Raw genomic sequence first — 6,000 nt, 5'->3', positions numbered from 1 at the left:
GCCGTCTGCTCCGCAGACATGACGCGCCGTCACTAGCGTGACGGAGCGTTGCGGCGCCCCTCCGGGGCGCAGTTACGGAAAGTGCTGTTTCGGCGCGTCCGCGCCGTGGGTCTGCGGGGGCCTGGACTTGGCGGTGAAGTGCTGCTGAGTGGGTGGCCGGCGCTCCGCGCCTGGCCCTACGGGCCCGTCCCTGGTTGGCCTTGGCGGGTATTTCTGCTGGTCAGTTGGGGTTTGGCGCACTCCGTGCGCTGGGCTGACTGGGAGGAGGGGGGTCGGGGTCCTGCCTCGGCTTCCCCTGGTCAACTGGTCGCCGATCCGCCGGCCTTCCCCGTTCGCCATCGCATTCTGTCGCCAACACGCCCAACAGCGCAACCTCTCCCCACCATGACCGACACAATCAGTGAGTGGTCTAGTCCTCTCACAATGGTCTAGACCCATATGTCTAAGGATCGACCCGGGAACGTCCGAACAATGCACCCGACGCCGTATCAGAAACACCGCGTCAGAAAATCCCGCCGCAGCCCACATACCCCCGGAGAATGCCCACCGAGCAGGCCCCTCCACACCGTTGACGATGTAACGTGAAATCCCGCTACAACCACCAACCCGACCACCCGACCCCGTATCAGAAAACCCCCGTCAGAAAACCCTGCCGAAACCGCCACCCCAACCCATGGAAAACCCCCATAAAAACCGACCCGCCCCGGACGGCGGCCCGGCGCAGCACAGCGGGCGGGCGGGCGGGCGGGCGGGCGAGCCCGGACAGCGACGAGCGGGCACTGGGCCACACAGCGCCCGCCCCTCGCCCCCGTCGGCGGCCCGGCGTAGGACCACCAGGACCAGGCCGACCCCACACCCACGACCGTCGCCGACGTCACTGTGTGGGGTCTGAGCTGGGGGATGGGGTTGGTGCCGCGCCCGGTGGGGTGGGTGTGGCGCCGAGGTGTGGTGGCGGGTGGTCAGGCTCCGAGGCCGATGTGGGAGACGTAGGTGTAGGCGCCCCAGTCGGAGTCGAGGTCGGCGATGATGTCGTCCCAGATGCCGTCCAGGGCGTCGGCGTCGCCGGTGGTGAGGGCGTCGACGGCGTCGTCCCAGACGTAGCGGACCTGGAGGGGGCGGATGCGCAGGTTGTCTCGGCGGCGGGGTTCGTCTACCACCTGCTGGTTGATGGGGTGGATTTCCACTTTGGTGCCGCGGCCGCTGTTGTTCAGGTGGTCCTTGAAGATCTGGGGGTTGTTCAGGACGTTGCGGGCGCGCAGCGTCCAGTAGGCGGTGTCGATGGCTTCGATGTTGACGCGGCGGGGGGTGCGGGTGCCCTTGGTCCAGGCCCGGAGGGTGGCGGCGTTGGCGGTGCTGCCGGCGTCGGCGAGGGCCTGGGCGAGGGTGGCGGGGCCGCCCTTGTGGCTCGTCAGGTAGCGCATGCGGGCGGTGAGGCCGCGGCGGGTGGTCGGTGGGGACTTGATGCCGCCTTCGATGATCATGCGTTCCAGGGCGTCTTCGAGGGCCCGGCCGAGGGCGATTTTTCCGTGGACGTTTCCCTGGTCGCGGTCGGCGCCGTAGCGGCCGAAGTTTTTCCATCCGTCGGTCGACATTTTCAGGTGCTCCGGGTGCGGGTGCGGGGCAGGGTGTACTGGTCTTTGAGTTTCAGTTGCGTGGTCAGGCGGCCTTCTTCGAATACGCCGCCGTTGGCCTTTCGCCATTCGCCGCCGGTGACGTGGAGTTCGTCGGTTCCGCGCAGCGCGACAATCGTCAGTCCGGCTTTGTGGGCGCGCTGGGACTTGTACCAGAGGTTCGCGAATGCCTGGGAGCGGATGATGTGCATCCAGTCGGGGCGGCGGATGTCGCGGTTGTAGGTGGATTCGCCGATGGTCGATGCGAATTTTGCGTAGATGGCCTTGATGTACTTCTCGGTCACCTGGTCGCCGTCGCGGATCGCGTTCTCGCGGGCGATGGTGAGGATGCGTCGGAATTTCTCCAGCATTCCTTCGGTGGCGCCGCTTGTCCAGGCCTCGGTGATGTGTGGGGCGTCGGCCAGGCCGAGCTTGTGGCAGCGGATCAGCAGGCGCATGGTGGCTTCGTCCAGGAGTACTGGGCCGGCTTCGTGGCGGTTGCCGATCGGGTCGGGCAGGTGCGGGTGTTCCCAGGCGGGGCGGGCGGGGAGCAGGTAGATGCCGGAGCGTTTGGGGTCCCAGCCGCCGTCGGGGCGGTGCTGGAGGGCGCCGATCGGCAGGTGGGTCTTGAGGGCGGAGCAGTAGGCGGCGTTGGTGTCCAGGACGTCCACCGTCACTGGGTCGGCGCCCGCCTTGAGGGAGGCCGTCAGCGGGGCGTTCTCCCATTTGTGGCGTCCTTCCCAGATTTCGTCGGCGCCGTTCCGGGATTTCTTGGAGAGGAATTCCAGGCGTTCCGGGTAGGCGGTGTGCTCGTACGCGGCGCCGACCCGGGTCGCGTCGAAGAGGGCCATCGCGGCCGGAATCGCTTTCTTCTCCAGCGCTGCGGACGTGGCTTCGATGTCGCCGTCGTGTTCCTCCAGGGCCTGCTCGACCGCCGAGGTGATCGTGTCGAGGTAGTAGCCGAGCTCGCGGCCGGTGCTGGCGTACTCGCGGAACTTCGCGGACGGCGCCGAGGTGGTGACCGGGTCGGGCGTAGCGGATGGGGAGTTGGTGCGGGCAGGGGTGGGCTGGGTGTCCTGGTTGGCGACGTCGGCGGTTTGGGTGGGTGTGGCGGGTGCGGGGGCGGTTCGGGCCGGGGTGGGCATCGCGGTCGGGCCAGCTGAGGTGGTCGGGGTGTTTTGGTCACTCGGGACGAGCGGGGTCTGGTCGGTGGTGGTGGTCGGGCCTGCGGGTGCGGGGGTCGGGGTGGTCGGGGCCGCCTGGGCGAGCGCGGTGGCCGGGGGAGCGGCGCCGGCGGGGGTGCACCAGCCGCCGGGGTGGAGCGCGCGGCCTCTGATGCGGTGGGTGACCGGGCGTTCGCACTGCTCGCACGGCGTGGCGGGGTGGGTGAGGACTTCGCCGTCCGGGCCTCGGTCGTAATCGGCGCCGAGTACGTCCCCGGGGGCGGCTTCAATCAGCAGGAGCGGCTGCCGTTGGTCGGTTGCCGGGGCGGGAGCGGCCGGGGCGGGGGCCTGTTGCTTGGTGGGCGAGGTGGCGCTGGCCTCGGCGGCCGTGATGGCTGCGGACGAGGCCTCGGAGGCTACCGGGGCGAGCGGCGCTGTCGGGGCGGGCGCAGCGACCGGGTTCGCGGGGATGGGTGCGGAGGTGGCGGGTACCGGCAGCGGTGCTGCTGTGGGGGCGGTGGTGCCGGGGGGCCAGGTCAGGGATTGGGCGGCATGGGTGGGGCCGGCGAGCAGGTCGAGTGGGCGCATGCCCCAGTGGTCGGCGAGCGCGTCGATCTCGTCCAGGGACCAGGGTTGTGCGCCGGACTGACGGCGGCTGATCTTGTCTTGGGTTAGGCCGAGGGCGGTGGCGAGCTGGCGCTGGCTCTCGCCGGTGCGCTGCTTGATGGCGGCGATGGTGAGTCGCAGCGTTTCCAACGTGCTCAACGTCATGGAGGCATCATACCCATTTCTGATGGGTATTTTCCATCAGAAATGGGTGGGGTCGCTGCTTTTGAGTGATGGGGTGAGCAGCGTGTTGACGTGCAGGCCCGGCGCGGCGCGGGCGGCTTGGACGGGCGCGCCCTGGCGGTATCCCGGAGCGCCCTCGCCCTGGGGGTCCCGGGTCCGACCTGCGAGCGCTGGTCGGTACGGTGGCCGCCGGGGTCCGCTCGGCGGTGGCGGACCTGCGGCTGGCCGGCGAGAAGAGAGCCCGGCCACTGCCGAGATGCTCGCGCGCCCTCGGCCCGTGGGTCGTCACAGGAGGCCGACAGTCGGCCCTCGCCGAACGTCAGGGCTGGGCGCGGGGGTGGTCCGGCTCGCCGAACCGTACCGTCGGGATCGTGCACGCCGCACGGTGTGGCCCGGTCACCGCGGTGGCCGGGCCAGACTGCTTCGCGGCCCTGCTCGGCGCCGGCCCCCGGGCGGTGGACCGGGCCCGCCCCGCAGCGGTCCGGGACGGGCAGGGCGGCCGGGCTCTGAAGGTGCGCAGCTCGCGAGCGGTGCCCACGGCGTTCGCGGCGGCCGGGGTGTCCGAGACGACGGAGATGACGGAGACGGCGTTGCGGACGGCATGGGCGAGCTGGTCGGCCTGCGAGCCGGTCGGGTCGGCGACGACCCCGGCGAGGGGTTGCAGAACGAGCTGAACGGGCGCCATGACGCCCTTCTTCGGAAGAGATGTCTTCCTTCACCCCTCCGAGGTGCACAGATCACACACTGCGTCCTGCCGCCGACCGGACGGTTCCGTGGCTTTGATCAGCGTCGTGGACTGCGGTCTGGGCAGATGTTGTCGTCGTTGAACTCAAAGTGCACGTCGCTCGGCTGTAGATGGTGAGACCTGCGGACAGTGCACAAGTTCCCGTCGCGGTTTCCGCGGCCTGCGTTGCGGGCGCCGGCGTACTCATGACGCCGCTTCTCGGTCCATGGGGCATCACATGCCATGCCAGGTTTCCCTTCAGCGAGATCATTTTCTTTCACCTCGGGCCGACGAGTGCGCTCACACGATGGTTACAGGAGGCAGGGCGTACGGCTGCCGAGGATATTTCCATGGCCGGGGACCGGTGGCGCCCTTGGAGGCCCCTCGGCCATCGCTTTGAACGGCCTGTGTGAGGGGGTGGTCCCAGGGGCTTGCGGATGTGGTGTGCGCCGCCCGGTCTGTGGGGACTGTTTGTCCGGAAGGGCAATGAGGATTTGCCCGTCGGGCTACGGACAGCGCCAGAACGGAGACGGTGCCAGAGCCCGTCCCATTGGTTCGGTCGAGGATCTCCAGCGTCGTGGTCGGGGTCGTAGCGCTCGGCCCTGGTCTCGGCGGGGTGGTCGCGTACGCGCCGCCACTTGGCGCAGATGTCGGCCGCGGTGGCGAAGGCGGTTCCGTCTCCGGCGCCGGCGTACGGGTCGGCGGCGCGCTCGCCCTCCCGGGCCCGGTGCAGGGCCTGCTGGATGGTCTCCAGGGTCGTCCCGGCCGCCCGGCGGCGGACGTCGCCGGGCGGCCCGCGGGCGGGACGGGGCGGGACGGGGCGGGGCGGGGCGGGGCGGGGGCGGGGGCGGGGGCGGGGGCGGGGGCGGAACGGAGGGGCCGAGCGGGGGGGGGCTGGGGCGACTCCCGGTCACATCCCGGCGGCGGCCGGCCAGGTGACCGCCGCCGCGGCGGCGAGGAGCCCGGCGTTGAGCGCGACGCGGCGGTCCCCGCCGGTCAGGTGCACGGCGATCGGGCGCAGCCGGTCGCGGTCGCGGGTCGCCTTGAGCGCGCCCGCGTAGAGGTAGAAGGCGGCGAGCGGTGCGGCGAGGAACCAGTAGGCGATGGTCATGACGTCCTTTCACGGTCACCGCCGGCGGGTGACCCGTGGGCTTCAGGCCACGTCGGTGGCGGGCCCGGTGGCGGGCTCGGTGGCGTAGCGGCTCATCGTGCGCAGGCCGGCCTCGGGGGTCGGCGGCCTGCCGTCGGCGGTCATGTCCCGCAGGTCCCGGAAGTACTGCACGTACAGGTCGGGGGTGAACACGCTGAGCATGACGGCGCTGTGGTCGGTCACGTTGGCGAAGGTGTGCGGGGCGCCGGGCGGGACCATCACGAACGTGCCCGCGCTCGCGTCGTGGTGCCGGTCCCCGACGGTGAAGCGCACCGTGCCGGAGATGACGTAGAAGCCTTCGTCGTGGCGGGCGTGGCGGTGCTGCGGCGGTCCGGGGGTGTGCGGGGCGAGGAGGGACTCGGTCATCGCCAGGCGGTGCCCGGTGCGGCTGCCGTCCTCCAGGACGCGCATGCGCGTGGTGCCCAGGACGATCGTCTCGCCGTCGCCGGGGGCGACCACCGATACGGTGGGGCCGGCCTGCGGTTCGCTGGTCTTCGCTGTGTCGGTCATGTTCCGAGTCCACCGCCGGGGCCCTGCCGGTGTCCAAGACCCGTTGCGCCACGC

Annotated in this window: 5 protein-coding genes; all 5 read right to left on the bottom strand. The window is 70.8% G+C overall.

What is annotated here, in order from left to right; genetic code table 11:
* Positions 1-959: 959 nt before the first annotated feature.
* Positions 960-1,592 carry a hypothetical protein gene (locus AB0P03_RS25975; protein ID WP_363589409.1) on the bottom strand — a complete coding sequence of 211 codons (633 nt, stop codon included), beginning with the start codon at positions 1,590-1,592 and terminating at the stop codon, positions 960-962.
* A 2-nt stretch (positions 1,593-1,594) separates the two neighbouring features.
* Positions 1,595-3,544, bottom strand: a complete 1,950-nt coding sequence (locus AB0P03_RS25970) for a DNA-binding protein (protein WP_363631012.1) — start codon at positions 3,542-3,544, stop codon at positions 1,595-1,597.
* Positions 3,545-3,881: 337 nt separating this feature from the next.
* Positions 3,882-4,247 carry a hypothetical protein gene (locus AB0P03_RS25965; RefSeq protein ID WP_363631010.1) on the bottom strand — a complete coding sequence of 122 codons (366 nt, stop codon included), beginning with the start codon at positions 4,245-4,247 and terminating at the stop codon, positions 3,882-3,884.
* Between the two features lie 949 nt (positions 4,248-5,196).
* Positions 5,197-5,397 carry a hypothetical protein gene (locus tag AB0P03_RS25960; RefSeq protein ID WP_363631009.1) on the bottom strand — a complete coding sequence of 67 codons (201 nt, stop codon included), beginning with the start codon at positions 5,395-5,397 and terminating at the stop codon, positions 5,197-5,199.
* A 42-nt stretch (positions 5,398-5,439) separates the two neighbouring features.
* Positions 5,440-5,946 (bottom strand): cupin domain-containing protein, encoded by a 507-nt coding sequence (locus tag AB0P03_RS25955; protein ID WP_363631008.1) that lies wholly within the window; start codon positions 5,944-5,946, stop codon positions 5,440-5,442.
* Between the last annotated feature and the right edge of the window lie 54 nt (positions 5,947-6,000).

This window comes from Kitasatospora sp. NPDC088779 (assembly GCF_040685395.1).
Classification (GTDB): Bacteria; Actinomycetota; Actinomycetes; order Streptomycetales; family Streptomycetaceae; genus Kitasatospora.
This window is presented reverse-complemented; position numbering and strand designations above follow the sequence as displayed.

What these genes read in the sequence shown, in the direction of transcription:
- AB0P03_RS25975 (WP_363589409.1), bottom strand. Translation starts at nt 1,592, where the DNA reads ATGTCGACCGACGGATGGAAAAACTTCGGCCGCTACGGCGCCGACCGC.
- AB0P03_RS25970 (WP_363631012.1), bottom strand. Translation starts at nt 3,544, where the DNA reads ATGACGTTGAGCACGTTGGAAACGCTGCGACTCACCATCGCCGCCATC.
- AB0P03_RS25965 (WP_363631010.1), bottom strand. Translation starts at nt 4,247, where the DNA reads ATGGCGCCCGTTCAGCTCGTTCTGCAACCCCTCGCCGGGGTCGTCGCC.
- AB0P03_RS25960 (WP_363631009.1), bottom strand. Translation starts at nt 5,397, where the DNA reads ATGACCATCGCCTACTGGTTCCTCGCCGCACCGCTCGCCGCCTTCTAC.
- AB0P03_RS25955 (WP_363631008.1), bottom strand. Translation starts at nt 5,946, where the DNA reads ATGACCGACACAGCGAAGACCAGCGAACCGCAGGCCGGCCCCACCGTA.